General features: G+C 53.1%; 21 protein-coding genes, 5 pseudogenes and 1 riboswitch. Of the genes and pseudogenes, 9 read left to right on the top strand and 17 right to left on the bottom strand.

The window, feature by feature from the left end; genetic code table 11:
• Positions 1 to 22: 22 nt before the first annotated feature.
• The 4 genes from SB725_RS08925 to SB725_RS08910 all read right to left on the bottom strand — a co-directional run bounded on the left by SB725_RS08925 (position 23) and on the right by SB725_RS08910 (position 3,938).
• Positions 23 to 715 (bottom strand): GntR family transcriptional regulator, encoded by a 693-nt coding sequence (locus SB725_RS08925; RefSeq protein WP_224789372.1) that lies wholly within the window; start codon positions 713 to 715, stop codon positions 23 to 25.
• 198 nt (positions 716 to 913) lie between these two features.
• Positions 914 to 1,702, bottom strand: a complete 789-nt coding sequence (locus SB725_RS08920) for an SDR family oxidoreductase (RefSeq protein ID WP_410921624.1) — start codon at positions 1,700 to 1,702, stop codon at positions 914 to 916.
• 244 nt (positions 1,703 to 1,946) lie between these two features.
• A complete protein-coding gene (locus SB725_RS08915) occupies positions 1,947 to 3,026 on the bottom strand; it encodes an alkene reductase (RefSeq protein ID WP_410921623.1) in 1,080 nt (359 codons plus the stop codon).
• 72 nt (positions 3,027 to 3,098) lie between these two features.
• Positions 3,099 to 3,938: a pirin family protein gene (locus SB725_RS08910; RefSeq protein WP_410921622.1), complete on the bottom strand. Its 840-nt coding sequence runs from the start codon at positions 3,936 to 3,938 to the stop codon at positions 3,099 to 3,101.
• Positions 3,939 to 4,176: 238 nt separating this feature from the next.
• Here SB725_RS08910 and SB725_RS08905 point away from each other — a divergent pair, with 238 nt between their 5' ends.
• Positions 4,177 to 5,094, top strand: coding sequence for a LysR family transcriptional regulator (locus SB725_RS08905; protein WP_410921621.1), 918 nt, complete (start codon positions 4,177 to 4,179; stop codon positions 5,092 to 5,094).
• A gap of 161 nt (positions 5,095 to 5,255) precedes the next feature.
• Positions 5,256 to 5,402: pseudogene (locus SB725_RS08900) on the top strand (histone-like nucleoid-structuring protein, MvaT/MvaU family); the annotation flags it as partial.
• A 131-nt stretch (positions 5,403 to 5,533) separates the two neighbouring features.
• On the opposite strand, the gene SB725_RS08895 reads toward SB725_RS08900, so the two are convergent.
• The 3 genes and pseudogenes from SB725_RS08895 to tnpC all read right to left on the bottom strand — a co-directional run.
• Positions 5,534 to 6,625 carry a methyl-accepting chemotaxis protein gene (locus SB725_RS08895; RefSeq protein WP_410921719.1) on the bottom strand — a complete coding sequence of 364 codons (1,092 nt, stop codon included), beginning with the start codon at positions 6,623 to 6,625 and terminating at the stop codon, positions 5,534 to 5,536.
• 198 nt (positions 6,626 to 6,823) lie between these two features.
• A pseudogene (locus tag SB725_RS08890) lies at positions 6,824 to 7,099 on the bottom strand (PAS domain-containing protein); the annotation flags it as partial.
• Between the two features lie 238 nt (positions 7,100 to 7,337).
• Positions 7,338 to 7,934: pseudogene (tnpC, locus tag SB725_RS08885) on the bottom strand (IS66 family transposase); the annotation flags it as partial.
• Between tnpC and SB725_RS08880 the strand changes: the two are divergent.
• Positions 7,881 to 8,636: an SDR family NAD(P)-dependent oxidoreductase gene (locus SB725_RS08880; protein ID WP_410921620.1), complete on the top strand. Its 756-nt coding sequence runs from the start codon at positions 7,881 to 7,883 to the stop codon at positions 8,634 to 8,636. The pseudogene tnpC and the gene SB725_RS08880 sit on opposite strands and share 54 nt — an antisense overlap.
• A 451-nt stretch (positions 8,637 to 9,087) precedes the next feature.
• Here SB725_RS08880 and SB725_RS08875 read toward each other — a convergent pair whose 3' ends face one another.
• The 3 genes from SB725_RS08875 to SB725_RS08865 all read right to left on the bottom strand — a co-directional run bounded on the left by SB725_RS08875 (position 9,088) and on the right by SB725_RS08865 (position 11,519).
• Entirely contained in the window at positions 9,088 to 9,540 is a 453-nt protein-coding gene (locus tag SB725_RS08875) for a PAS domain-containing protein (RefSeq protein ID WP_017338856.1), read from the bottom strand.
• Positions 9,541 to 9,578: 38 nt separating this feature from the next.
• Positions 9,579 to 10,703 carry an alkene reductase gene (locus SB725_RS08870; RefSeq protein WP_410921619.1) on the bottom strand — a complete coding sequence of 375 codons (1,125 nt, stop codon included), beginning with the start codon at positions 10,701 to 10,703 and terminating at the stop codon, positions 9,579 to 9,581.
• A 138-nt stretch (positions 10,704 to 10,841) separates the two neighbouring features.
• On the bottom strand, positions 10,842 to 11,519 hold the full coding sequence (locus tag SB725_RS08865; protein ID WP_410921618.1) for a type 1 glutamine amidotransferase domain-containing protein: 678 nt from the start codon (positions 11,517 to 11,519) through the stop codon (positions 10,842 to 10,844).
• Between the two features lie 208 nt (positions 11,520 to 11,727).
• Between SB725_RS08865 and SB725_RS08860 the strand changes: the two genes are divergently transcribed.
• Entirely contained in the window at positions 11,728 to 12,312 is a 585-nt protein-coding gene (locus tag SB725_RS08860; RefSeq protein ID WP_410921617.1) for a TetR/AcrR family transcriptional regulator, read from the top strand.
• A gap of 281 nt (positions 12,313 to 12,593) precedes the next feature.
• Here the strand turns inward: SB725_RS08860 and SB725_RS08855 are convergent, their stop codons facing one another.
• The 5 genes and pseudogenes from SB725_RS08855 to SB725_RS08835 form a co-directional block, all read right to left on the bottom strand.
• On the bottom strand, positions 12,594 to 13,364 hold the full coding sequence (locus SB725_RS08855) for an EAL domain-containing protein (RefSeq protein WP_410921616.1): 771 nt from the start codon (positions 13,362 to 13,364) through the stop codon (positions 12,594 to 12,596).
• A 71-nt stretch (positions 13,365 to 13,435) separates the two neighbouring features.
• Positions 13,436 to 13,873: pseudogene (locus SB725_RS08850) on the bottom strand (methyl-accepting chemotaxis protein); the annotation flags it as partial.
• 105 nt (positions 13,874 to 13,978) lie between these two features.
• Positions 13,979 to 14,662 (bottom strand): annotated as a pseudogene (locus SB725_RS08845) (PAS domain-containing protein); the annotation flags it as partial.
• A gap of 857 nt (positions 14,663 to 15,519) precedes the next feature.
• Positions 15,520 to 15,930, bottom strand: a complete 411-nt coding sequence (gene uraH, locus SB725_RS08840; protein ID WP_410921615.1) for a hydroxyisourate hydrolase — start codon at positions 15,928 to 15,930, stop codon at positions 15,520 to 15,522.
• A gap of 10 nt (positions 15,931 to 15,940) precedes the next feature.
• Positions 15,941 to 16,444 (bottom strand): GlcG/HbpS family heme-binding protein, encoded by a 504-nt coding sequence (locus tag SB725_RS08835; protein ID WP_410921614.1) that lies wholly within the window; start codon positions 16,442 to 16,444, stop codon positions 15,941 to 15,943.
• Between the two features lie 146 nt (positions 16,445 to 16,590).
• Here SB725_RS08835 and SB725_RS08830 point away from each other — a divergent pair, with 146 nt between their 5' ends.
• The 3 genes from SB725_RS08830 (at position 16,591) to SB725_RS08820 (ending at position 20,570) form a co-directional block, all read left to right on the top strand.
• Positions 16,591 to 17,262: a heavy metal response regulator transcription factor gene (locus SB725_RS08830; protein ID WP_302098054.1), complete on the top strand. Its 672-nt coding sequence runs from the start codon at positions 16,591 to 16,593 to the stop codon at positions 17,260 to 17,262.
• Entirely contained in the window at positions 17,259 to 18,629 is a 1,371-nt protein-coding gene (locus SB725_RS08825; RefSeq protein ID WP_410921718.1) for a heavy metal sensor histidine kinase, read from the top strand. Before SB725_RS08830 ends, SB725_RS08825 begins: the two co-directional genes overlap by 4 nt.
• Positions 18,630 to 19,010: 381 nt before the next feature.
• Positions 19,011 to 20,570 (top strand): diguanylate cyclase domain-containing protein, encoded by a 1,560-nt coding sequence (locus SB725_RS08820; protein WP_410921717.1) that lies wholly within the window; start codon positions 19,011 to 19,013, stop codon positions 20,568 to 20,570.
• Positions 20,571 to 20,639: 69 nt separating this feature from the next.
• Here the strand turns inward: SB725_RS08820 and SB725_RS08815 are convergent, their stop codons facing one another.
• Both SB725_RS08815 and SB725_RS08810 read right to left on the bottom strand, forming a co-directional pair.
• A complete protein-coding gene (locus SB725_RS08815; protein WP_410921613.1) occupies positions 20,640 to 20,834 on the bottom strand; it encodes a hypothetical protein in 195 nt (64 codons plus the stop codon).
• A gap of 27 nt (positions 20,835 to 20,861) precedes the next feature.
• Positions 20,862 to 21,941 carry an ArsO family NAD(P)H-dependent flavin-containing monooxygenase gene (locus tag SB725_RS08810; protein ID WP_410921612.1) on the bottom strand — a complete coding sequence of 360 codons (1,080 nt, stop codon included), beginning with the start codon at positions 21,939 to 21,941 and terminating at the stop codon, positions 20,862 to 20,864.
• 177 nt (positions 21,942 to 22,118) lie between these two features.
• Positions 22,119 to 22,180, top strand: a riboswitch (Fluoride riboswitch).
• A gap of 142 nt (positions 22,181 to 22,322) precedes the next feature.
• Between SB725_RS08810 and crcB the strand changes: the two genes are divergently transcribed.
• Both crcB and SB725_RS08800 read left to right on the top strand, forming a co-directional pair.
• On the top strand, positions 22,323 to 22,706 hold the full coding sequence (gene crcB, locus SB725_RS08805; RefSeq protein ID WP_410921611.1) for a fluoride efflux transporter CrcB: 384 nt from the start codon (positions 22,323 to 22,325) through the stop codon (positions 22,704 to 22,706).
• A gap of 10 nt (positions 22,707 to 22,716) precedes the next feature.
• The gene (locus tag SB725_RS08800; RefSeq protein WP_410921610.1) at positions 22,717 to 23,040 is read left to right on the top strand and encodes a DUF190 domain-containing protein; all 324 of its coding nucleotides are present in this window, start codon (positions 22,717 to 22,719) and stop codon (positions 23,038 to 23,040) included.
• The last annotated feature ends 1,951 nt before the right edge of the window (positions 23,041 to 24,991 follow it).

Here is a 24,991-nt window from a genome sequence, read left to right as displayed (position 1 = left end):
TTTTTAAAACATGTTGGTGGAATTAATCAGCTTCGACAGGCTTGTGCGCATCGGCAACGATCAGCGCCCCTGTATTCAGGATAAACTCGGCAGCACTTTTGATGTCATCTTGCAGTGATTCACAGGCGGCAACGGAGTCACCCTTCTTTAAAGCATCAACCATCGCTGCGTGATGACTGGCTTGCACTCGCTGAACCACACGCTCAGTGCCAGATCGTAGGTCATAGTTGATGATAGGCCCTATTCTCAGCCACAGGGACTCAACTATCTGGAGCAGGATGGGCATGTCCGCCTGATTATAAATTGCGAAATGCAATTCTTTGTTCAGCGTAATCAGCCGTGACTCATCGGGAGCGCCTTTTGCAAACTCTGCGCAAAATGCCTCGTGTATCTTTTCAATCTCAGCCAGCGCCTGCGAATCAACAAGCTCCGCAGCACGAGCTGCAGCTTGCCCCTCCAGATTCAACCGGATACTGGTGATTTCCCGGAATTGGCTGACCGTCAGTACAGGAACGCGAATATATCGATTAGCCGCCATTTCAAGCGCTTGCTCAGCGACCAACCTGTGAACCGCTTCTCGCACTGGCATGACGCTAACACCAAGAGCGTCCGCTATAGATCTGAGCGAGAGCTTTTCCCCAGGCATAACGCGTCCGCTTATCAGCAGATCACGCAGCTGGGCATAAACGTCCGCACTGAGAGTCTGGCGGATCATGGGGGTTACGAGTGTGGATAGGTTCATGGCGAGAATTATAGGCAGGTTCGATCAGCCGGCATAGGAAAATGAGACAACTGTGATCACGGATGTGCCGGTATAGAAAGTGACGGGATTCGGGAGAAACGAGTTCTCTAGCACACGCCCAATAAGCGTCTCGCTACCAAGGTCGGTGGCGAGACGTGTAGGTCTGACTAATCAAAGATACTCGACATTGCCGTCGATGCTGATCGCTTGTCCTGTCACATTGTTAGCAGCAGGAGAGCATAGAAATAACGCCATTGCTGCTACGTCTTCGGGTGGAGTCATCCGGCGCAATGAGATTTTCTTCAATGTTTGTTGGCGCATCTCCGGCTCTGAAATGCCTAACTGTTTGGCGCGATCACTGATGACGCGATCCTGGCGCGGGCCCTCGACGATGCCAGGCAGCAGTGCGTTGACTCGAATGTCTTTTTCGCCCAACTCGGCTGCCAATGACTTCATAAGACCAACGATGGCCCACTTGGTCACGGCGTATGGAGTCCGCCAGGCATAGCCTAAGCGCCCCGCGACCGATGAAATATGAATGATGTGTGCGTGTTCTGACTTCGTTAGGAGGGGGACAGCATGATGAGCGAAGCGATACTGCGCATTGAGATTGATGTCTATTGTCTGTTCCCATTCGGCATCGCTAATTTTGTCGATTCCGCCGGTCGGCCCTGCGATGCCTGCATTGTTGATAAGTACATCGAGCCCATCCACCCACTCCTGTTGTATCTCGAAGACTCGCTTAATTTGAGCAGAGTCGGAGACGTCAGCCAATGTGGCCAAAGCCTCAGGGTAACGCTCACGAAATTGTGCAATCGCCTGCTCACTTACATCACATACATGGACTCTTGCCCCAATTTCGAGATATGCAGCCGCGATCGATTCTCCAATGCCTGCTGCCCCACCGGAAATCAAAACCCTCAATCCGGTATAGGGTGTCAGCCGCTTCATCACGTTCATAGCCAATGTGTCCTGTCTTATTTTTGTTCATGAGTTCTTCCTTGGCTACGGCGCGCATAGACAAGGAAACCTCATTAAGTGATATGTGATCACAGTTTGATTGTCAAGACAGGATTGCCTCAGATTGACAGGTGATTACCGGAGTGGGTGCAGACTCCTACTCCGGTTCAGCATTCCTATCTGCGGCCCGATTACTCTGCGAGAGGCAGCCGGCGGCGACTACGCTTACCGCAGCACTACATCGTTATAGGATTTGGGCCATGGTCGGGTAATCCGTATAACCGCGCTCCTCACCCTGGTAGAAGGTGGTCGGGTCAGCGTCATTCAGTGCGACACCCTGTTCGAATCGCTCTACCAGATCCGGGTTGGCCAAGAACGCAGTGCCAAAGGACACCAGATCAGCATTTCCTTCTCTGAGCGACGTTTCCGCACGTTCCGCGTCATAGCCGCCATTGGCGATGTAGGTGCCTCCGAAACGACGCTTTAGTTCTCTGAAGTCGAATGAACCCGCACCGACTTCTACTACGTGAATGTAGGCTAGCCCGTAGCGACTGAGCATTTTCGCTGCATAGTTGAATGTCGCTTGGGGATCGCTGTCGCTCATGGAGAAGTAATTAAAAATCGGCGACAGGCGAACGCCCACGCGGCTAGCCCCGAATACTTCGATGACCGACTCCACAACCTCCTTGAGAAACCGAGCGCGATTTTCTGCAGAGCCGCCGTATGAGTCGGTTCGGGTGTTGGTGCCATCGCGCAGGAACTGATCGATCAAGTAACCGTTCGCACCATGTATTTCCACACCGTCAAAACCTGCACGCTTCGCGTTTTCAGCACCTTGGCGAAAATCCGCGATCACGCCAGGAATTTCATGCAGACTCAGAGCCCGTGGTGACTCGTAAGGCTTCAATCCTTCAGGCGTGTAGATCTCGCCATCAGCCTTGATCGCTGAGGGCGCTACCGGCAGCTGATTATCGATCTGTACTAGGGAGTGTGACAGGCGCCCAACGTGCCAGAGCTGGAGAAATATCCGTCCGCCCTCTGCATGCACGGCGTCGGTCACGTGTTTCCAGCCGGCGATTTGCTCGTTGGTGAAAATGCCCGGTGTTCTCATATAGCCTTTGCCTTGAGCCGAGACCTGAGAACCCTCAGTAATGATGAGGCCGGCGCTTGCACGTTGACGGTAATACTCGACCACTGTGGAAGTTGGAACATCGCCTTGGCCAGCCCGGCTTCGCGTCAGCGGCGCCATCACCATGTGATTTCTCACGGGGAGGTTGGCGATTCGGGTGGGTGACAAAAGAAGGTTGAGATTGCTCGCTGTCATGACGTGCCTCAGTATGATTTGGGGTGTTGGATAGTTATCGTCGAGATGATTTTCACGCCGGGTTGAGCGGCGCTAGTTGAGCCGTCCTTGCTCCCGCAGCCGTGTGCCAATCCGCTGTATTTCCGTTTCGCCCTGCGCCAGAGCTGCCTTGCTCGTGTGAACCGAGTAGTTACCTGTTACCAGGTCGTACGGATGCTTTACCGCCGAGCCCATCACGAAAGAGCAATCGCCTTTCGCGATGAAGTTGATGTGGTGCTCTGACTCTTCGAACACAGCTAATTCGCCGACATTGACCAACCCTCCTGCGTCCAGACTTCCTGAACTAACCGCGAGCCAGGCAATGTTGTGACCAGACGGTGGGGTGTAACGCCAGTGCTCACCGTCTTTTAAACTCACGGCGAGATAGTTCATTTCACACGGTACTTCGATCAGGCTTTGGGCTGCCCCGTAACGTCCCAGTAGCACCCGTGCTGGGCCCACTTGTGGAACTTGCGACGGATCAAGGTAGGTACTCATCGCGGGAGCGTTTTCAATCGGCGGCGGCAATGCCACCCAGAGCTGGAATCCCTGTATTGCGGACTCGCTTGCTAGCGTAGCGTCGTGCCACACCCCATTGCCGGCCTGCATCCACTCAACACCACCCGCGAGCAGTAAACCGGTCGCCCCAGTGGTGTCCTCATAAGAGACATCCCCTTTTGTCATGAAGGTAACCGTTGCGATTCCTGAGTGCGGATGCATGCCGAAACTCGACTTACTACCACTGGCGTTCAGGCTGAAAATGTCCAGGAAAATAAACGGTTTCAACAGCTCGCCTAGATCACCTGGACTCATAAGCCTCGTTATGGGGCCGTGTGTGCTTCCTTCAGTACGATGGACAATGGCGCGTGGTCGAACTAATACGGTGGCGGTCATATGTTTTCTCTTTGTTCTCCCTTGCCGACAGACGATGTCGTCGAGCGGAGTTCCAGCTGCCTGGACTAGATGTGGATGAACTCAGTGATGCCGAAAAGTCTGGACGGTGAGCCCGTAGGGGATTCCGGAAACTGAAGGTCAGCTGCAGCAATGACTGAAGGATATGCGTCTATTGATTGCTTTATTAGATGGCATAATTGGATTGAACTGATCCATTTTTGGAGTGGGTGGCAGCAAGATGATCGATCTGAATGACGTCGCATTGTTTGTAAAAGTGGTGCGCAGCGGTAGTTTCGCTGAAGCAGCACGGCAGCTTGGAATGCCCTCAAACACCTTAAGCCGGCGGGTTCAACAGCTTGAGGCTCACCTCGGTACGAGGCTGCTGCAGCGCTCCACGCGCAAGCTCACACTCACCCAGTCCGGCGAGGCTTTTCACGAGCGCTGCTGTGGAGCAGTGGAAGGTCTGATTGACGCTGGTGAGCAGCTGATGACCGGAAACCAAGAGCCGAGTGGCAATGTGCGCATTGCGGCAATGGCTGATTTCTTCGATTTCTTTCCTATGGAATGGGTGGCCGATTTTCTTGACGCGAATCCGCGGGTACAAGTCGACTTCGTGCTGAGTGATGCACGCGCCGATTTGATCGCTGATCGAATCGATATTGCGTTTCGAGGTGGGGCGTTGCAGGACTCAGGATACGTCGGTCGCCAACTCCTTGGAGCTGGTAACGAAGGTCTGGTGGCCAGCCCGAATTACCTTAAAAAAAGAGGCGTTCCTACTAAGCTTGGAGATCTGGTCAAACATGACTGTGTGAGCTTTGGCCATCCTAGCGGTTTCACCACCTGGGTTCTTCATGGGCCAAACGATGCGGCGGAAGAGGTTCGGGTCACTAGCCGTTTTAATGGAAACACCGCCCAAGCTTTGCGCAAGGCGACGTTGGCTGGGCTAGGAATTGCCTTGCTGCCGCCCGCCATGACTAAGTCTGATCTTCAGACCGGGCGCCTTGTGTCTGTGCTGCCGCATTACCATAGAACCGGATACGGCCTGCATGTGCTTTACCCCAGCCGGCAACATTTGCCGTTAGCGGTGTCTGCATTCATTGGGTTGGTTATGGAGAAGCTGGAGGGGCAAGAATTCCCTGCAACGGCTCGTTCCTGATCCAAGCATCGTCGAAATATCGACAATTCGGTCGGGCTTGAAAGAGAGGAGGGTAGGGCTGTGGTGGGAACCAGCTGCCTCCTTGTTTGAGGATTCATTCCCTGACCAAACACTCGAGTGGTTCCCATCACAGCCCGAGAGCGTGGCTGGATGTATAAGCAGGTAGTCGCAAGCCTCGTCAGTTGAAGGTTTGTAAAAATCCTCACACCGGCGAAGTCGTCGAAACCAAAGGCGGCAATCACAAAACGTTGAAGGAGTGGAAAGCAGTACACGGCTCCGCGACTGTTGAGTCCTGGCTGACCAAGTGAGTTTGGTTTGAGTACAAAGGGCCTGAGAGGGCCCTTAATTAGTTGGCGAGGAAGAGGGCACGAACGAGAAAGCAGCGCGTTTACTTTGGCGGCCCAGGCAATGACAACGCCGGTGGTTCAGCGCGTTGGGACTATCGATTAAAGCGCGCGACCAACGAGTATTGAGTTGCAGCTGTCTTGGTCAACTCCCTGCTTAGTTCTGCTGAGTGATGAGCTTGCTCCGATGTCTGATCCGCCAAGTGGGCAATGGTGGTGATGTTACGGCTGATTTCCTCGGCGACGGCAGTTTGCTCTTCAGTGGCGGCCGCAATCTGCGTTGTCATATCAGTGATGTTGGCTACAGCTTCACTAATTCCTACCAATGCCTTGTCTGCTTCAAGTACCCACGTTACACCTTCTTCGGCTTGACGATGACCGCTTTCCATTGTCTGTACGGCATTGTTAGAGGAAGTCTGAAGCTTGGTGATCAGGTCATGGATCTGCTTAGTGGACTCAGACGTGCGCTGTGCCAACTGACGTACCTCGTCGGCCACCACAGCGAAGCCTCGACCCATATCGCCAGCGCGCGCGGCCTCGATCGCGGCATTCAGTGCCAGTAAGTTGGTTTGATCGGCAATACCTTTGATTACGTCGACCACTGTTCCGATTTCGTTGCTGTCCTTGGCCAACTGCGCGACGGTCTCCCCAGTTTCACCCACCACTGCAGAGAGGCGCTGGATCGCTTCGCGGGTATCTCGGGCAATCTCGCGTCCGCGTCCGGTCAGCAGGTTAGCCTCCTGGGTGGCGTCAGCAGTGCGCTGGACATGGCTCGCGACTTCTTGTGTGGTCGCCGCCATCTGATTGACTGCAGCGGACACTTGCTCGGTCTCGACGCGCTGGCGATCAAGTCCACGTGAGCTGCCGGAGGCCAGTATGTCGGATCTCCCGGCTAACCCACTGAGTTGCTCTGCGGTGTCTTGCAGGCGTGTAAGACAGGTCTTTAGACGCGCAGCCTGGCTCACAAAGGCTGTTTCCAAACGCGCTTGAGCCCCGTGCTGATCACTGTACATCTGTGCAATAAGTTGATCAGAAGTAGAGGGCTCAGCCATCTGCAACAGGCGCATTGTTCCTTGCTTTTGCCAACGAGAGGTTATCAGTCCGAGCGGAACGGATATTCCTATTGTGGCGACAATAGCTACGGATGCGTTGAGAAGTAGGCCGCTCAAAGTGCCCACCAGGCCCATGACAAGGTACGGCAGGTAGTCCAGCAGGGCAGGTAGCCACTTGTCTCGAGTGGGAATGGCAGGTTTTCCCTGGCTGATGCGCCGGTAGAGGGATTCTGCGCGTCGGATCTGCTCAGCGGTCGGTTTGACTCTGACCGATTCAAAGCCAACCACTTGGCTGCCTTCAAAAATTGGTGTTACGTAAGCGTTCACCCAGTAGTGATCGCCATTCCTAGAACGGTTTTTGACAATCCCCATCCACGGGTTGCCTTGCTTAAGAGCGCTCCACATATGGGCAAAGACTGCAGATGGGACGTCAGGATGGCGGACGATGTTTTGAGGGGCGCCAATCAGATCGTTTCGGTCGAAACCGCTGATCTCGACGAAGGCGTCATTGCAATAAGTAATCACTCCTCGAGCATCTGTTGTTGAGATGAGTTTCTGTTGAGGTGCTAGCGCAATTTCGCGCTGCGTTACTGGTTGATTGTTTCTCATTCCTACTGCTCCTTGTGTCCTATTGAAATGCCATCGGCAGATACTAGAAAAAGGTTAGTAAGTTTTGTAGAAAAACCTTTAATAACAATGCTTTGCGTTATTTTTTTTGGGGTGTTATATACCAAGAGGCTTTTGAGCTTCACAAGCGATTTGTCATGTTTTACGTCCCGAAGGGCAGTACACGCTCCGAGGTACTTAAAGGGTCGATCAGATCAGTGAAGCGTAACCGAACGGGGGATCACAGGTTGCGCAACGGCATCCAGTTATGCGGCAGCAACTCGGCGATCTCACTTGCCCGCTGTGTTGGCAGCCGCGCCAGGACGTCTTTCAAGTAAGCATACGGGTCATGCCCGTTGAGTTTGGCCGACTGGATTAGGCTCATCAGCGCCGCCGCGCGTTTGCCGCTGCGCAGCGATCCTGCGAAGAGCCAATTCTTGCGTCCAAGAGCCCACGGCCGGATTTGCTGCTCTATATGGTTGTTATCGATGGGCACCGCGCCGTCATCCAGATAACGTGACAACGCCGCCCGGCGTTTCAGGCTGTAATCCAGAGCTTTGGCGATGGCCACGCCATCGTGCACAAGTTCGCGCTGGGCGATCATCTAGGCGTGCAGCATTTCCATCACGGGGACGTCTTTTTCTTGCCGTATTCGTCGTCGTAAATCCGGCTCCAGGTCGCGGATCTCACTTTCGATTTCGTATAGCAACTGGATATAGCGCAGTGCCTGTTCGGCGAGCGTGCTCTTGTTCGTGGCGTGCAGGTCGAAGAACTTGCGCCGGGCATGGGCCATACAACCGATTTCGGTGACGCCCAATGCGAAACTGGCCTTGTAGCCACCAAGCCACCAAGCCGCGAAGGCGTGCGAGTCTTGATCACTGCCAGTAGTGCGCGGATCCAGCAACGTGTCGCCGAGTTGCAGGCTGAGGGTATAGACGCTCGGGCGATGACAACCGACCTGACTGACGAATTGCAGGTCAAGGAGCTGACCGATTGGGCTTATGAGCAGTTCGGTCATATCGACATTTTGGTCAATAACGCCGGTATGACTATGGTCGGCAGCCCGGAACCCTTCGTCCAAGTGGCGGACATGGATTTGGCGACCTGGAATCTATCTCTGGCGCGCAATCTGACCAGCGCTTTTTTGCTGACTCGTGCGGTGTTACCTGGGATGAAGACGCGCGGTTACGGACGCATCGTCCACATCAGTTCGACGTCAGGTACACGCGGCAGCAATCCAGATGAGGCGGCTTATAGTGCGGCAAAAGCAGCTATGGTCGGGATGAATATGGGCCTGGCGCTGGAAGTCGGTAAACGGGGCATCACAGTCAATAGCGTTGCACCAGGCTGGATTGATACGGGGGCATTGACCGAGGAAGAAAGCCGCGCCGGTACCTACACTCCGATCGGCCGCGCCGGTCGTCCAGAAGAGGTTGCCGCTGCAGTGGCGTTTTTGGCGTCTCCGGAAGCCAGCTATATCACCGGTGAAGTGCTGGTGGTGGATGGCGGTAATTGTCTGATCGAAAACAAGGCGCCCTGACGCTAGCTTGGACTGCTGTCTTGTAGTGAGCCTGCTATTTAGCGAAGAAATCAAACGCGCAGATGCTGGCTGGCCTTAAGCCCGATGCTAGTTACGCCAGAGTTGAAATAGTGACTCAGGTTGAGCGATTACTTTCAGGAACTTCTATACCAGAACATCCGTGCAGCCCAGCCATCCTTACGCACCACGTCTTGTCTGTCGATGACGTAGGGCATAGGCATACGCCAAACTTGGCGAAATGCCAGGCCATTGGCATGTCGCCGGATAGCTGGAATGGGTCATGAACTTGTGCACTATCTGATTACGATTACGGCAGTGCACGAGTTCTAGCGGATCATTGCGAAGGGTTTGGGTTGGAATGTTGCTTGAGAACTCACCAGTCCCTGGTTCAGAAACAGGGACGTTTTTACGAGTGGATACTGGATCGTTAACCCATCAAGTGCGGATCCATCTAGGCTTTAGATTGAAATTGAGCCAGTTGGGTCTTCAGTTGTGCGACTTCAGCTTCCAGTTCACGCACACGCTCCTTGGCCTCAACTTCGACGCTGACGTCCTTCTGGATACCGATGAAGTAGGTGAGTTGATCGGTGTCGTTGAACACTGGGGTGATCGACAGTTCGTTCCAGAAGGCGCTGCCGTCCTTGCGATAGTTGCGAATGACTTGGCGGCAGGGGAGCATGTTCCTTATCGCCTCGCGGATTACTGTCAAACCAGCTTGATTACGGTCATCACCCTGCAGGAAGCGGCAGTCCTGGTACAGGATGTCGTCAACGCTGTACCCCGTAAGGCGCTGAAAGGCGGGGTTGGCATAGATCAGGATGTTTTCGTCGCCTTCCTGCTCTGCTACCACGATGCCGTCGTTGGATGCTTCAACCACCAGTTTCAGCAGTTCTGCGTCAATCATTTTCAGAGCCCCAGTGAGTGACATCTCATTTTTAGTGGTTACCCGCCATACACGGAGTAATCAGTATAACCCTCGGCATTGCCGCCATACACTGTGGCTGAGTTCAGAGGGTTCAGCGGCCAATCGTTCGCGATTCTTGCTGGTAGATCCGGGTTGGCCATGAACGTACGGCCAAAAGCGACAAGGTCGGCCAATCCTGAATCCAGCAACTGCGTAGCGCTTTGTGCAGTGTAACGACCGGCGTAGATGATCGCCCCGCTGAAGGAACTACGGACTGCGCGACGGAACGATTCCGGCATCCGTGGTGCATTATCCCAGTCCGCTTCGGCGATGGAGAGGTAAGCAATCCCAACAACCTCAAGTACTTTGATCGCTTCGATGTAGGTGGTATGAGGATCGTCTTCAACCATCCCTAGGTAAGTGCGCTCCTCATCGGTGCTGCTGAACAATGGCGCGAAACGGACGCCAACCTTTTCTTTGCCAATACACTCTGCTACCCCAGCAACCACCTCACGCAGAAACCGAAGGCGGTTGTGAAGTGAACCGCCGTACTGGTCTTCGCGATTATTGCTGTGGGCTGAAATGAACTGATTTACCAAGTAACCATTGGCGCAATGTAGCTCAATACCGTCAAAGCCAGCTTCCATGGCATTACGTGCCGCCTGGATATAAAGCTGTACAAGTTCTTCTACTTCACGAGTGGTCAGAGCTCTTGGGGCTGATGGCTTCACCAAGGCTCCGGCACCTGGTTCTGTTTCTATGAAGACACTGACCCGTTCGGTCGCAATGGCAGAAGCCGAAACAGGAGCTGCATTCTCAGGTTGTAGCGAGGTGTGAGAGACGCGGCCTACGTGCCAGAGTTGCGCGAAAATAACTCCTTCGCGGGCATGCACTGCTTCAGTCACTTTACGCCATCCGGCGATCTGCTCTGCTGTATGGATGCCTGGAGTCCAAGCATAACCCTGTCCCCGGGGCTCAATCTGAGTGCCCTCAGTGACAATCAAGCCCGCACCCGCACGTTGCTGATAATACTCGGCCATCAACTCATTGGCGATGTTGCCGGGTTGAGTGCTGCGTTGACGAGTGAGTGGGGGCAATACAATCCGGTTTTTAAGGGTGTGATTCCCGAGTGTGGCGGTTTTGAATAAGCTGTTGTTTTTCATAGGCCTGCCTTACGTGCATGATGCGTCGATCTCAATAACTATTAGACCGGTCGACTTTTAACTAACGAAAAAAAGGAACACCGCGCAATCAGAGTGCGGTGCTCAAATGGAAAACTGTTCAGAGGCTCTGGGAAAGGTTCATCCCAGCATATTCAGCAATGCTAAGGCCGCTGCTGCAGAGCTGGCTGGGTTCTGACCGGTGATCAACCGTCCATCGATTACTACATGAATTTGCCAGTCTGCAGATTTGGTGTAGCGGGCCCCAATGCGCTGAAATTCATCCTCAATCAGGAACGGAACCACATTCGTCAGGCCAACGGCAGCTTCTTCGGAGTTGGAGAAGCCAGTCACGTCACGCTGATGGATTAAAGGTTTCCCGTCGTTTCCTAAGACGTGGCGCAACACTCCCGGAGCGTGGCAGACAAAACCGTGTGGTTTGTTGCTACGGTCAAAAGCTTCAATCAAGGCGATTGAGTCTTTGTTTTCGGTCAAATCCCAAAGGGGGCCATGGCCGCCTGGGTAAAAGACCGCATCGAAATCTTCAGCATTCACGTCGGCTAGGCGCTTTGTATGTGCAAGCACTTGCTGGGTAGCTGCATCATTCCGGAAACGATTAGTTTCAGTAGTCTGAGCGTCGGGCTCATCACTTTTTGGATCGAGTGGGGGTTGGCCGCCGGCAGGGGACGCGAGCGTGACTTCAGCACCGGCGTCCTTGAAGACATAGTAGGGGGCAACAAATTCTTCGAGCCAGAAACCGGTTTTTTTGCCGGTGTCACCTAGTAGGTTGTGTGAGGTCAAAACCATCAGAATTTTCATAGGGCACTTTTTGGATTGAGGTCTGACGCTAATGAAGCGGATCTTCTTCGATCATCATCAGCCTTATGTGATTTGGTGGCGCTAAGCATATGTTTCAATTAGACCAGTCGTCTAGTAATTTTTTTACGGATGTTTCCCGCGCTACTCCCATGGAAAAATCGCGACTTGAAAAATATACGACTGGTCTATTGTCTGGTATTTTGCGCTCATGAAACCAACCTACGACGACACACGCCAACACTTGCTCGACACCGGCCACCGCATGATGGCTGAGAAGGGCTTCACCAGTGTCGGCCTCAATGAAATCCTGCAAACGGCTGGCGTGCCCAAAGGCTCGTTCTATCACTACTTCAAGTCCAAAGAACAGTATGGTCAGGCCTTGCTCGAAGACTATTTCGTCGGTTATCTGGCGGATATGGATCGGCGCCTGGCGCAGCCAGGGCTGACAGCTTATGAGTGTCTGATGGACTACTGGCAAGGGTGGCAAGACCGCTGCACTTTGACCGGACATGGCGACGAGTGCCTCGTCGTAAAGTTGAGCGCCGAAGTGGCTGATCTTTCCGAGTCTATGCGTCTCACTTTGCGTGATGGGGCAGAAAAAATTGTTTCGAGAATCACCACCTGCATCGAGCAGGGGCAAGTTGAAAAATGCCTACCTAACGACGACGCACGTTACTTGGCTGAGACGCTATACCAACTTTGGTTGGGTGCAAGTTTGCTCAATAAGTTACAACGTACTGGTCAATCCTTGCGCACGTCGATGGCCACGACTAAACGGCTTTTGGGCGCTTGAGCCCAGTATTTGTTCAGTTATAAAACCGCACCAACAGCTGTTACGATGATCAGTCGCCCAAGTGTGGTTTCACCGAGAGTTAGTTCATCGATCCTATGTGTCGGGGAGCGTGATTTGTCTGCCCTAGTGACCTGCCGCAATTTGGTAGGCCTATGTCAGCATGGTGTTCGCATCGCTATCGGTCAGCCGATCCGAATAGATAAAGAGCCATTCCTATTGGTTAATTGGTCTTCCCACGCAATTTATTCAGGTAATAGATCCAGAATGAGTAAACCTTATACTTAGCCAATGTTCGGTATCGGCCAGTTCACTTTAGGCAGTGTTTCATATTCGGGCCTTGCGAACAGATAGCCTTGATAGAAGTAAATGCCGAGGGCTAGTAACTGCTGTAATTCAGCATTGGTCTCTACGCCCTCTGCAATCACTTCAATTTTGAGAGCTTTGCATACACCTAATATACCTTGGACGATTGCCTGTCGCACCGGGTCAGTGCCTATGCTACGTACCAAGGTCATGTCCAGTTTTATGATGTCGGGTTGAAACTCTGCCAGCAAATTGAGCCCCGAGTACCCAGCACCGAAATCATCTATCGCTGTCTTGAAGCCTTTAAGGCGATATTCTCGAATGATGCTTTTTAGATGTTCCTTGTCCACCAGTTCTTCGTTTTCGGTGATCTCGAAAATCAGCCTTTCGGTAGGAAATCCAAATCTGCGTGCGGCTTCAAGCGTCGCACGAATGCACGTGGCTGCTTGATATACCGCATTGGGTAAGAAGTTGATGCTGACAAAGCAGGGTATTTGTAAGCGCGAAGCAAGCTCAACAGCCTTGACTCGACATGCTTGGTCAAAGGCATAACGGTTCTGTTCGTTCACCTTTCCAAGAATGGCAGCGGCACCGCTGCCATCGCAACCACGTACCAAAGCCTCGTAGGCAAAAATACTGTTGTCGCGCAGATCTACGATTGGCTGGAACGCCATACTGAACTCAAAATCCAATTCATTGCCCTCCCTGCAGGCGCTACAAGGAGATACTGGTCGCGATTTTTCGTTCATTCAAACCCCGCTTTTCAATCACTATTCATGTGTCGATCAAACCAAGATTTTGCACATGCCGCAAGGCTGAATCATCTAGCTAATGTCGACGAGAAATTGCTGATCGCCTTTACGACTTGGCGAGCACTATCCTGAATATCCAGGATCACTTGACCAGCCTCACCGGCTAATTTGACTCCTTGTTCTGCCTTGCCTTTACTCGCCTCCATCCTGGCCACTGCGCCCTGGGCCAATTCACGATTGTGCTGCACCACCTCGACAATCTTGATGGTGGCTTGGCTTGTGCGCGAAGCCAGATTGCGCACTTCGTCAGCCACCACCGCAAAACCTCGACCCTGCTCTCCGGCACGAGCCGCTTCGATGGCGGCGTTTAGCGCAAGAAGATTCGTTTGTTCGGCGATGCCACGGATGGTCTGCACGATGCTGCTGATTACTTCCGACTGCTGACTGACATCATTGATACCTTCGGATGCGTGATTCAATTCGCCAGCCAGGCTTTGCATGACATCCACGGTCTCCTGCACCACTCGGGCGCCTTCCTGCGCTGTATTGTCGGTTTTCAGTGAAGTATCATAGGCCATGCGTGCTGCTCGTGACTCAGTTTCCTGCTGGAGAACCTGAGCAGTAATATCGCTTGCAAACTTAACTACTTTGTAAAGGCTGCCGTAGGCGTCGAACACCGGATTATAAGTCGCACGTAACCAGACGGTTTGTCTCTGGTTGTTGAGGCGCTTGAAGTTACCGGAGAAAAACTCACCGTGATTCAGGCGCTCCCAGAACTGGCGATACTCGTTGGATTCACTTTCGCTACGCTCACAGAACAAACGATGGTGCTTGCCAACAATCTCATCGAGGCGGTAACCCATCACTGCAAGGAAGTTCTCGTTGGCGCTGATGACTTCTCCCTGCCGGTTGAACTCAATGGTTGCCATGGAACGGTTAATCGCGTTGATTTGACTTTCCTGCTCTTGTTCCTTCTGCACCCGGGCAGTGACATCAGTAGCAATCTTGACGACCTTAATCACCCGTCCAGAGGCGTCGCGAACAGGGTTATAGCTAGCCTCCAGCCAGATCTCACGCCCCTGTTTGTCCAAGCGCAGGAAGCGGTCGTTTATGGACTCACCATTACTCAGGCGTGACCAAAAACCTTGATAAGCGACGCTGTTGGCGTAGGTCGGTGTACAGAATAAGCGGTGATGGTGGGAGTGAATTTCCTCAAGGCGATAGCCCATTACGCTCAGGAAATTGTGATTGGCGCCGAGGATCGTGCCATCAGGTTGGAACTCAATCAGAGCCATGGAGCCACCTAATGCTGCGAGGGTGGCTTCGCAGTCAGCCAAACGCTGCTTGCTGATGGTCAGTTCTTTTTTGATTTGCGAGTTGAACATACGAACCTCAGTGGCTATGGACTGCTTGGCACTTTCATCAATCCAACGAAAAACCTATACAGCGACATGTCGATTGTACAAGATAATTCCAAATTGAACACGAGGGATGCACGTTGATCGCGAGCAATGCGCTGATCGGCTAAGGGATTGCGCACCGGCAATAGACTATCGGTTTACGTAGCTTTTGCACTCTCGGCAGAGCACTCGATATCCGACTGAAAGGGGCGCGCGGATTGCACCTCAAGTGATTTTAGTCGCCTAAATGCCTAACGTTTGCGCCGCGAGAGCGTCAAGGCGCGGGTTCAATCCGATCACAACGGATACCAATAAATAGCGGTTGTGACTCATTGCCGCCTCTGCGCAGGTCATTGATGTATAGCGCCCAGAACGGGCATTCATCTATAAAGTAAGGCGTCACCGCCTGCTGATCAGTCTTGTGCGAATTTCATGGTCTTGTATAGGTTTTTATCAAGTCTGCACAGGAACACACTGAGGATGGACGCTATTCTTTGTGCCTTCAAATCCACCGCATGCCTTGTCTAGGCATGATCAATCGGGTGGGGCGATCAGTGGCCTGCAGTTCATGGTCGAGGATCAGAAGGGTGCTGTCACTGGCATCCCCCCCCCTGAAACGTGAACCAAGCCTAAGGAGTGAGCGTGGTCATTGCTTAAGGTTCTATGCCGAAAAATTAATCGACAGTACCGCCCTTATGAGTAGGGGCGGCTGTCTTCACCTTCGAGCGGGATCCTTTGGTATCGCTTAACGATCAATTTCCTCGGTATGTGGAAAAGCCGTAAGGGCTCAGAAGCAAAGGGATGTGATAGTGAGGAACGGTACCGTCCACCTCAAAAATGACGGGTACCTCCGGAAAGAAGCTGGACGTTTTATGCGACTTGAACCACTCACCAGTCTTGAAGGTGACACGGTAGGTACCTTTCTCCAGACCCCGACCTTCCGGATACAGCCCGGTGATACGACCCTGCTCGTTGGTTGCCGCGCTGTTGAGCATGTCCCAGTCTTTCCCATCCTGTTTTTCCAACGTGACATTGACTCCAGGGGAGGGCAAGCCATCCTGCAAGTTAAGTACATGCACGCTCAATGGATTTGTTGCCGCTGATGCAACGGCTGAAAGGGCACTCAATAAAGCGCCAGCGAAGAAACTTTTCAATACAGTCATGGTGATGTCCTTAGTTTTTAACGGCAGGTAAAACTTTGTTGATAGCGACCTCTGCGCAACCTTCATCGTGTATTGCGCCCCCCGCACCAGCCACCCCGATGGCGCCGATGACCTGACCATCGAATTTCAATGGCACGCCTCCACCGAGCAGTAACAACTCATCGAGGGTGTTGAGGTTTTCAGCATCTGGATTAGCGCGAGCGCGCTCAGCTAACAACCGCGTCGAAGTCTTGGTCGACAGGGCGGTATAGGCTTTGCGTTGCGCGGCTAACGTGTTATGCGGGCCGACATTGTCATCGCGTTGCACGGCAACCAGATTGCCGCCACGGTCGACAACTGCGGCAACGGCTGTGCGGCCATCGGCGTGACAGGCTGTCAGCGCGGCAGTTAGCAAATCGTTGGCCATTGCAAGTGACACGTCCTTGCGCTGCGCAACTTGATCAGGGGCTGCAACGGCGAATGCAGAGCTCATTGCGAGTGTGATCAGCAATGAAGTCGATAAACTTGTACGCATGTTGTTTCCTTGGTTGAGTCTGACTGAGCCATTGCCAGACATCATGACCAGCCCGCTCCGTCAGAATGATTACCTCCCGATTACCAATATGTAATGTGAGAAATCAGCGAAGCGGGCTAGCCTGTGCGCCAGTCCTGGAGGAAAAAATGCGTATCCTGGTGGTTGAAGATGAAACGAAAATGGCGGATTACCTGCGTAAAGCCCTGACTGAATCGGGCTATGCGGTAGAGATCGCCCTTGACGGGCTGGACGGCCAGCATTTGGCGCAGGAGAGTGAGTTCGATCTGATCATTTTGGATGTCATGCTGCCGGGGTTGGACGGCTGGCAATTGCTGCAGATCATCCGGCGTAAGTGGCAGACCCCGGTACTGTTTCTCACTGCACGTGATTCGGTTGATGATCGGGTCAAAGGGCTTGAGTTGGGAGCTGATGATTATCTGGTGAAACCCTTTTCCTATGCCGAGTTGTTGGCACGGGTACGCACTTTGCTGCGCCGTGGCCCGCCTCGCGAGGTGGAGTATTTTGTGGCTGGCGACCTTAGTCTGGACTTGTTGCGACGCAAGGTAACGCGCAACGGAGAGCGCCTCACCCTGACCAACAAGGAATTCGCCCTACTGCATCTGCTGCTCAGTCGTGAAGGGGAGGTGCTATCGCGTTCGTTGATTGCCTCACAGATCTGGCAAATGAACTTTGACAGTGACACCAATGTGGTGGATGTCGCTATTCGTCGCCTGCGGGCCAAGGTTGACGATCCATACTCACTTAAGTTGATACACACAGTGCGTGGTATCGGTTACATGCTCGAGGTGCAATCCTGAAATTTTTTCCGCGCACCCTGAGTCTGCGCCTGGCGATCATGTTCGCGTTGGTCAGCGCACTGTTACTGGGCTCCATTGGTTTTTATCTTTATCAATCGTTACAGCGAGAGATTGCCTGGCGCGATGATCAGGCCTTACTGGGGCGCCTTGAGCGAATGCAAGCATTGATCAGCGATAGCGACAGCATCGAGCAACTGCGAGGTCGGCCCAAGCTCTACGAAAACATGTTGGGCAATCGCGACAGTCTGCTATGGATTGTCGATGACACCGGCAAGGTGTTGATCGAAATCAACCCGGTGGGTATGACTTTTCCAAAGTTGCCGGCTGCCCACCAGGCGCGCCTTGTTGAGGATCACTCTTCCGAGCCTGTGCGGCTTGCCTGGCAGGATGTCATACAGGGTGATCGCGGCTTGACCCTGATCGCTGGCAAGTTGTTGGGTGAGCGCGAGCAGATGCTAGGGGTTTACCGACTCAGGCTTTGGCTGGCCATGACAGTCGGAGCGCTATTGGCTTTTGCATTCGGTTGGTGGGTTAGTCAACGAGGCCTGCACCCTGTGCGCCTGCTCGCCAAGCGCGCTGCCGCAATCGATGTGCAGCATCTGCATCTGCGGCTGGATGAGTTCAGTGAGCTGAATGAGCTCAAACCGCTCTGTAATGCCCTCAACCAGATGCTTGCACGCCTTGAGGACGGATTCGACCAGCTTTCACGCTTCTCGGAAGACCTCGCCCATGAGATGCGAACCCCGCTCGGTAACCTGATGGGTCATACCCAGCAAGCCCTGAGGCGCAGTCGGTCGATCGAGGACTATCAGAACCTGCTGGTTTCCAATCAGGAAGAGTATGAAAGGCTGGCCCGAATGATCGACAGCATGCTGTTTCTTGCTCGCACCGAGCAGCCAAACGCTTGCGTAACAGTCGAGCAAATCAACCTGCACGATCTGACTGAGCAACTCTGTGAGTATTTCGACGGAGTGGCACAGGAGCGAGATGTGCAACTGATAAACCAGACTCAGGGTCAGTTGCTGGGGGATCCAGGCTTAATCCGTCGCGCATTGGCTAACTTGCTGGCCAACGCGCTGCGCTACTCGACTCCCGCGTCTGCAGTGACCGTCAGCAGCGAGATTTCAGGTGACAGGTTCCAAATCACGGTGCACAACCACGGCGAGCGGATTGCTGCAGAACATCTACCGCGCTTGTTTGAGCGCTTTTACCGGTGTGACCCATCACGCAATCAACCCGACGATTCCGGGGGGTTGGGATTGGCCATTGTTCGCTCAATCATGCAACTGCATGGCGGTCACGTTTCCGTTGACAGCACTGAAGCAGGTACGAGCTTTCACTTGGAATTCCCTCTTAAAAACGCCTGAACTCGAACCAAAAAGAATTGCACCTGACACAGCGCATGATGGCAAATTGCCCTAGAATGAATTTCGTTGCAGTGGTGACCACGTAGCAAGCATCCAAATGGTGCCCGAAAAGTTTTTTTCGGGCACATGCGAAAGGGATAGAGGCAGTGCTGAGCATGAATCCGAAAGCCTGCTACGCCATTTTTAGGGAGATGTAACCGTGCCCAGCATCATTTTTGAATCGCAAATATGCGCATCAGATCTGATCCCTTGGAAATTGTTTTCAATACTCTACGACCTTCAAATCGGCATCTTATCGGTCGCTCAGCCCCTATCTCGCTTGGCTTCAACATTGCTTGCCAAGGCACGGTTCTCCCTCTGTGCCTTGGAAACGTTAAAGTGATGTTTACTAAACGGCGCAGCTCCTTGGCAGGGTTCATTATCCTCGCTGTCGGACTGGTTGGCTTTTCGGCCCTGCTACTGCTGAAGTCCGAGACTCAACGTACAGAAAAGCGTTTCTCCGAATACGTGCAAAACATTTCCGGCGTCGTGCGCAATCACCTTGATACCAATGAGGCTGTCTTGGCCGGTTTCTCTGCATTTCTTCAGGCTGTGGATCAGAGCGATACGGATGCAGCGGCCCGTTACGCAGCGGCCGTTTTATCCGCTTACCCTCATATTTACATGCTTGAGGCGGCGAGGGCGGTGCCCATCGGCGAACAGGCTGCGTTCGAAGATCTATTGCGTCGTACCTGGCGGCCAGACTTTGAACTCAAGGACTTTCCGAGCCTCACTCATCAACCGGCACAACCTCAGGTTTATCTAAACGAGACTTGGCCTGTATTGTTCATGTACCCGTTACTCCCTGAATCCAGCTCGATCTATGGCGTCAGGCTGGAAACCGTCGCCTATCTTTCCTATGCGCTGGCTCGAACCCACAGTAGCCAGAAACCTGTCGTATCACCGGTTTTCTCAATGTACGAGGGCGGTAGCGCTTACATTCTGATGCAGTCAGTCAGCCGGCCTGAACAGGCGCGAGAGAACACCCGTCCCAACTTCTTTGGCAGCACGATGGTGTCTTTGCTTTTGATCAAGACGGGGTCACTACAGGATGCTGTTATTTATGCGAACGTAGATCCGTTGGTTCACGTCAGTGCTCTCCTGAAATCCGCTGCAGGATTTGAAAGCAATGTCTTTTCAACGGAGACGGAGCAAGCCGGTATCCTTGATCGCCTCTTCTTGCCGGCTCTGGCTGACCGTGTAGAGATCACAAGTGCTTCACAACCGATGATTTTGTTGTTTGAGCGTCAGTTACGATTTGGGGATATTCTCACTGCGGAAACATTGATAATTCTTGCGGTTCTCGCGGGGGCATTCGTATTGATGCCTGTGGTGCTGATTCGGCATTTCAAAGCGATTGAAAGAGCCGAGGTTGAACATGAGCGCTCGGCTTATCTCGCCACCCATGATGTTCTAACCCAACTGCCGAATCGCTACCTCTTCGTCGAGCGTTTTGATCAGGCCCTCTCAAACTGGACATCGAGCGGGACTGCGTTTGCCGTACTGTTGATCGATCTGGATCATTTCAAGGACATTAACGATAAGCATGGCCATGAGGTCGGTGATCAGGTTCTCATAGCTGCCGCGAATCGCATGCTTCAGGTCACTCGTTCTTGTGACACCGTCGCACGCTACGGCGGAGATGAATTCGTGATTCTGATCACGGATCTTATCAACCCAGAGAGTGCTGAGCAGTACGCTGAGAGGGTACTGGGAGCCATTACGCAAACAGTGGCGACAAGCGCAGGAGAGCTATCACTGTCGTGCAGTATCGGAGTCTCTCTGTGCCCCAATCATGGCCAAAGTCTGGGTTCGTTGCTGAAAGCGGCTGATCAGGCAATGTACGGCGTTAAACAACTGGGGCGAAAAGGAATTGCGATGACTGAGTCCCCAGAAGCTTGAGATGGTTACGTTCAGGTGTGAAGTGGGAGTTGATCATGCCCATCAAGAACACGATGCCGGTCAACAGCATCAGCACTTTAGGCGTGTCGTAGAAAAAAACTGTAAGGCGCCTCCCAGGTGGCTATTACGATCAACAGGAAGCGCTGCGACCAAAGCCTCTGAAACAGGTATCAGGGCTTCATACAATCCGAACCAGGCAAGCGCTGCTACCGCTAAAAACAGGCGGGGATTGCGTTCAGGCCAGCGCACGATCAATTCATTCATGTCCTCTACTCCTATGGTGTAGGCGCACTAGGCCGCGGACGGATCGCCAAGATAGGTCGCAATCTCATTGACTGTGCTGCGTGCTGTGCGTGTTACACCGATCAGTGTGGCGGAAGCCGAACCTGTCCACTCGCCATAGCCCACCAGCCATAGTCTTGGTTCCTGGATCGAGTGAGTGCCTTCGACCTCAACACGACCTTCAGTGTCGATCACCCCCAGCGTATTCAGATGCTGAAGTGCGGGCCTGAATCCGGTACACCAGATCACCACATCCACTGCAGATTCAGATCCATCGGCCCACATTACACCGTCGCGAGTGAAGCGTTCAAAGGGGCGCACAGATTTGAGGAGTTCACGCTCACGGGCTTCCAGAACTGACGGCACCATGACAATGTCTCCCAACCCGCCGACGGGCTGATCAATGACACGCCCCTCCTGCTGAGCTTTCAAGCGCTGAGTGGCACGTTCGAATAGCACCCGCCCATCCACTTCATCAGGCAAAAACACCGGCTCAGTAGGAGTCACCCAAGTGGTCTCAGCGACCTTGGAGACTTCTGCCAAAATCTGCGCCCCTGAATTACCGCCACCCACCACCAAAACCTTCTTGCCAGCAAACGCTTGTGCTTCGACATAGTTCGCGGAGTGCAATTGCCGACCGGCGAATAACTCGGCATTAGGGTAGTGAGGGATATACGGATTGCTCCAGGTGCCGGTAGCGCTGATTACAACCTTGGCATCCCAATACCTGTCGTCAGAACGTACTCGTAAGCCAGACTCTAAGCGTTCCACAGAAACGACGCGAACTGGACGCTCAACAGGAAACTGGTAGCGCTGCTCATATTGGTTGAGGTAGTCGACCACATGATTTCGTGTTGGATATCCCTCCTGCGCAGGAGGCATCATCCAGCCTGGGATCGAACTCCAGGTGGATGGGGAGAATAAACGCAGCGAGTTCCAGCCATGCCGCCACGCCCCTCCGGGCTCTTCCTCTGCGTCGAGGATGACGAACGAAAGTTGAGTTCGGCGTAGGAAATACGCTACCGCCAAGGCTGACTGACCCCCACCGATAATGACTAAATCTAGTTGGTCACTGGCCGAATGAGTCATGGTGGAAACCTTAAGTCGATGCTGGGCGGTAGCCAGTATAGCGACCCACGTTTGAATCCAACTGATCTAGCTCATATGTTGAGGATGCTGATCGACATAGATTGAATGCTTCGAAAGACTGCTTATCAGATTCCCGACCTCGTAGCGGCTTGAATGTCTGTCCGTCGGTGCTATAGGATTAAATTAGGAGATGGGATTCCTCCTTTAACCGCCTTTGTGCTGATGATGCCTACGTGAACCCTGGACAGGGTGCGTAGGTCTGTCTCCCTGTCTTCCAATTTAGGACAGGATCGTGACTTTCATTCCCTTATCAGCTCCCTATTTCCGCTTGCGGTTATCAGCACCTCCTCGGCTTTATCGGCCCAAAGGAGGCCTGCAACCATGCTGAAATCACTATTAGTTATCGCCATCGGCGCATCGCTTGGCGCCTGGTTGCGCTGGCTTCTGGGTATGAAGCTCAACGCGCTTTTCCCGACAATTCCCCCAGGCACTGTGGTCGCCAATATGGTCGGGGGTTACATCATTGGCCTAGCCATCGCGTTCTTGGCCGCATCCCCCTCCCTGAGTCCAGAGTGGCGTCTGCTGGTCATCACGGGTTTCTGTGGGGGCCTTACCACCTTTTCCACATTTTCCGCCGAAACAGTTGCCCTGATTCAGGAAGGCAGACTGCTGTGGGCGCTCGGCTCGGTTTCATTGCATGTCGTAGGCTCGTTGGCGATGACGGCTGCCGGGCTTCTGTCCTATCAAATAATTGGCACACGCTGAGGAGATGAACATGAAAGGTTATCTAGTGATTTTCTTTACCCAGCAGAACCGTCGTTATCAGGGAAAGATGTTGGGCGAATGGATCGTCGACGTGGCTAAAGAGATGGGGTTGCGCGGCGCGACCCTCTGCACAGGAATCGAAGGATTTGGGCACACAGGGAAATTGCACTCATCGCACTTTTTTGAGCTGGCGGATCAACCGACGGAAATTCGAATGGCTATTACCGAGGATGAATCCGAAAGGTTATTCAGGCGATTGGAGGTTGAGGAAATCTCTGTATTTTACGTAAAGACCCCAATCGAGATGGGCACCGTTGGCAAAAAGGCCAACTAGCCCGGCCCCATCCTAGACCTTCGGAGATACGAATATGGGCTATGCAGACGTCCCAGCTGGTAACGCAATCCCCGATTCACCTTTATGGGGAGGGCCGGCTGAGCAGTAGGCGGCGTGAGGATGCATTTTTCCTGTAGTCGCTGCTTCGGGCCTGCAGCCCGGCTGAGTCAGTTGAATGACTTCGAAGGCACTGAGTAGCGACGCTAGTGTGGTGCTGTCATCGATCAAACCGTCCCAACATTTTGAGCAACTGCTCGTCGTATCTCGGCAAATTAAACACCATTCAAGTACCTGCTGAGACCAAGGATTAGAGATGGAATGTACTTTCACCCTCGCGTGCCAATTCCCCGTTCTAGATCTTATCGAGAACCATTCCAAGTTCGCTTGTGCTTGTCATCGGAAACTGATGGCGAAGACTTGCTGTGGTGGCTCATAGCCGCTAATAGTGGAGAGGAGCTTGGAGAGGGCGTGAAGATGATTTCGAGATTTGTTGTTGTCCCTGCAATACCAACAGAAACGGGATCAATGCGTAATGGAGTGCGCTTCTATTGCGAGACTGCACCCATAGGTTTCAACATCTATGACAACGAAGAGAAGCTACGCTTGGCGACTACCTACCAGGCCCGAGAAGAAGCCGAGACTGAGTGCCAGCGACTGAACCTGGAGCGCCTTCAAAACGTACTCACAGATCGAGAGCCCATGACTGCGCGATAGGGCATTTTCATCCTCAAGAAGGTATCAAGTGTTTGACGTTTCGAGGCAAGTGGATCAGAAGCTCAGGGACGTACGACCTACCCCATTTTGATGTGGATGCTCAGCATTCAGGAGCGAGCAGACAGCCTCTACCTCTTTCCTGACCTTGAAGACGCCATGCTTACTGGCTGAGCCGCCCTCTACAAGATCAACCACCCTGTATCACTTGCTGCCATCGCCTAGTGTGGTGGTCTCGATCACTCTGAATCTTGGGTGCATGGTTGCTTTCCGTACATGAGATTGGTGCCCTACAAGTACCGGTAAAAGGAGGCGATTTCAAGAACGGGACGGGCTTAACCTGAGACAATTTATAACGGTGCACCATGCCTCTTCTCGCATGAAGCACAGTTCGGCAGTAGGTGCCGTGTTGAGCCATTTTTTCCTATAGTCGTTGCTTCGGGCCAGCAGGGCCCGGCTGTCGCATCCTCAGGTAGGGCCTTGCTTGCGGGCGCCGATGCCAAATTGACCAAGTTACCAAGATGTCACTGACCCAGTCTGTTCCTCGCGAACCATTTCCTTTGCTGAATTTGTTTCGATTTGGAGGTAGGGCAGTCTTTCGTCAGCACTTGGGTCAATTCGGCATCGACATCAACAAGCATCGGCGCAGCCGACGGGCTTTTGGATACTTAATCTTATCTAGAATGAGGGATATCGCGCTGGGAGACGCCTGTGGACTATTCGAGCCGTTGAGAGGGTATCGCAATTGGCGCGACTTCCTGACTTCTCAATTTTGGTGAGTGCTCCACCTGCGGGCTCAAATTTACGTCGTCAATCTCTTGGGGGCTAGGGGCTATTCGGTCAGCGAGCACTAAAGCCATGACCAGAACGATAAAGCCAAGTATCACGGGGAACGAGCCCCGCCAAAATATGATTCGTTGGCGGCGTTGGCGTGTGTTCATTTTGTCACCACCGTTCAGTTGGATAGCTGGCACATAGCGAGGTTGCCTCGCTGACTGACAACCATATCTTCAATGTAGCTGCCGCTCTCTTCGATGGGCAACCCATCAAAGCTGCCAACTGACTGACTATGCAAATGTGAGGCATCGTTATCAGCGCCATACTATGGCATTCCCGTCACTCTGTTCCAGGGGGATTGGCTACTGACTCGGCTCATTCATGGGGTTGGTTTTCGCAGCTGCGTCATTCCATTATTGCGCAGTGGCGCGCTTCGGTGACCTCCTGGATATGAGGATGGGTG

Source organism: Pseudomonas sp. SIMBA_041 (assembly GCF_046535095.1).
GTDB lineage: Bacteria > Pseudomonadota > Gammaproteobacteria > Pseudomonadales > Pseudomonadaceae > Aquipseudomonas > Aquipseudomonas mucoides.
The sequence above is the reverse complement of the archived record's forward strand: the minus strand, read 5'-3'. Positions and strand labels throughout refer to the sequence as shown.